The sequence below is a fragment of the Pontibacterium sp. genome, assembly GCF_041587635.1.
Classification (GTDB): domain Bacteria; phylum Pseudomonadota; class Gammaproteobacteria; order Pseudomonadales; family Balneatricaceae; genus Pontibacterium.
In genome coordinates, this window is record NZ_JBFGYC010000657.1 from 1 (window position 1) to 2,024 (window position 2,024).

A 2,024-nucleotide genomic window follows, 5' to 3' on the forward strand; every position below is an offset into this window, starting at 1 on the left:
CTAAAGACTTCACACCCGTCTGTACGACAGAGCTGGGATATATGGCGAAGCTCAAGCCAGAATTTGAAAAGCGTAATTGCAAAACCATAGGACTAAGTATCGATCCGGTGAGTGATCACAATGCATGGCTCAGTGATATCGCAGAAACTCAAGGGCACGCCGTAAACTACCCCTTGATCGGCGATCCGGATCTGGTCGTTGCTAAGCTCTACGATATGATCCACCCAAACGCCAGTGGCGCCCAACCGCGTACTGCTGTCGATAATGCGACGATTCGCTCGGTGTTTATGATCGGTCCGGACAAAAAGATAAAAGCCACCCTCACCTATCCAATGAGTACCGGACGAAATTTTGATGAAGTACTGCGCTTATTGGATTCCTGTCAGTTAACCGCAACGCATAAAGTGGCAACACCTGTGAATTGGAAACAGGGAGAAGACGTGATCATCGTGCCTGCTGTATCTAATGATGAAGCCAAGGAACGGTTCCCGGATGGCTGGAAAGCACCTAAACCTTACCTCCGGATTGTGCCACAACCTAAATAGATGCCTTTGAAACATAGTGGCTAGCGATCCTATCAAGACAGCCCAGGGAGTCATTCAGCTTCCTGGGCTGCATTACAGCTTAACGTGTAGAAGGGTTATAAATGTGCTCGATATTGTGACTAAACGTATCGCGATATTTATCTTCATCCATTCCCTGATCAGCAAACGCCAGACCTGCACTCATTCCGAGTACTGCCACAACGGCTAAGAATAACGACTTCATAGTGAACTCCTGAAGACCACAGGGTGTGGTCACGATGTATTTTCTAAGACTATTGCCACATACATTTGTTCTGAACAAGGTACCAAGTTCGTTCTAAAGTAGTAATTTCACGCACAAATTCTCGCTCTGTTCTCTTTCGGTACAGTTAGATTTTCTACAATAGAACGCCCCATTCAATACCTTGCCCTGCTACTTTTCGAATCAGCCTCTGTGTAAAATCACACGATCTAACACAATTCACACGGACGATGGCATTCAGCACCGATAAAGCAAAATAAAGCTAAGCTGCTATTTATTACGATATGTCTTATAGCCTGAATTCCGGCAACAAGGAGTTACTATGAAAAAAGCACTAATCTGGTTACCTCTCGCAACGGTACTGAGCTTGCCGTTTGCTCACACTGCCACCGCAGGTTTTGGAGATTTCGTCAAAGGCCTGGAAGAAACCAGTAAAGAAGTGCTGGATAACAATCTGAGCGGTAGCGATTCAAGCAGCGTACTACCCACTACTCTGGATACCGACACCCTAATCCAAGGCCTGAAAGAAGCACTGGAGGTCGGAAGCCGTCGCGCGATTGATAACATCAGTCAGGATGGTGGTTACCTCAATAATGCGAACATCCGCGTGCCGATGCCTGCACCGCTGGACAAGGCAGCATCTCTGCTCAACCGCATGGGTATGGAAAAACAGGTTGAGCAGTTCGAACAGAGTATGAACCGCGCAGCTGAAAAAGCAGCACCCCATGCAATGGAGCTTATCGTTGGTGCGCTCAAAGAGATGACGATCGAAGATGCCAAGCGTATCTACGAAGGTTCTGACAGCGCAGCAACTGAGTACTTTCGCGAAAAAACCTCCACCCGACTAACTGAGCTATTTAAACCCAGCATCGCCGAATCGATGAGCGAAGTCGGTGTAACCCGCTACTACGGCGCGGTTGCTGAAGAAGCTAAACAACTGCCCTATGTTGGCAACAACCTGAATATCAATTTAGAAGACCACGTGACTGAAAAAGCGCTGGATGGGTTGTTCACGGTACTCGCGGAAGAAGAGAAAAAGATTCGTGAGAATCCTGCAGCCCGTACCACCGATCTGCTGAAGAAAGTCTTTCAGTAAACGCTGCACATTTGAACGTTTGACCGCTCTTCTGCCGACATAAATTGGCAAAAGAGCGGTCAAGCATACCTGACCCGCCAATCTTCATCTTCCAATCCCCCCGCTTTCTGATTAACAAAGCCACCCGCAGAAACGCCTGAAA

At 47.6% G+C, this 2,024-nt stretch carries 3 protein-coding genes; 2 read left to right on the plus strand and 1 reads right to left on the minus strand.

What is annotated here, in order from left to right:
- Window positions 1-545: peroxiredoxin (locus ABYW01_RS20365; RefSeq protein ID WP_372836302.1), on the plus strand; the 545-nt coding region annotated here is incomplete at its 5' end.
- Window positions 546-624: 79 nt separating this feature from the next.
- On the opposite strand, the gene ABYW01_RS20370 is transcribed toward ABYW01_RS20365, so the two are convergent.
- Window positions 625-768 carry a hypothetical protein gene (locus ABYW01_RS20370; protein ID WP_193954481.1) on the minus strand — a complete coding sequence of 48 codons (144 nt, stop codon included), beginning with the start codon at window positions 766-768 and terminating at the stop codon, window positions 625-627.
- A gap of 340 nt (window positions 769-1,108) precedes the next feature.
- On the opposite strand from ABYW01_RS20370, the gene ABYW01_RS20375 reads away from it, so the two are divergent.
- Window positions 1,109-1,882, plus strand: coding sequence for a DUF4197 domain-containing protein (locus ABYW01_RS20375; protein WP_372836304.1), 774 nt, complete (start codon window positions 1,109-1,111; stop codon window positions 1,880-1,882).
- Window positions 1,883-2,024 lie beyond the last annotated feature (142 nt).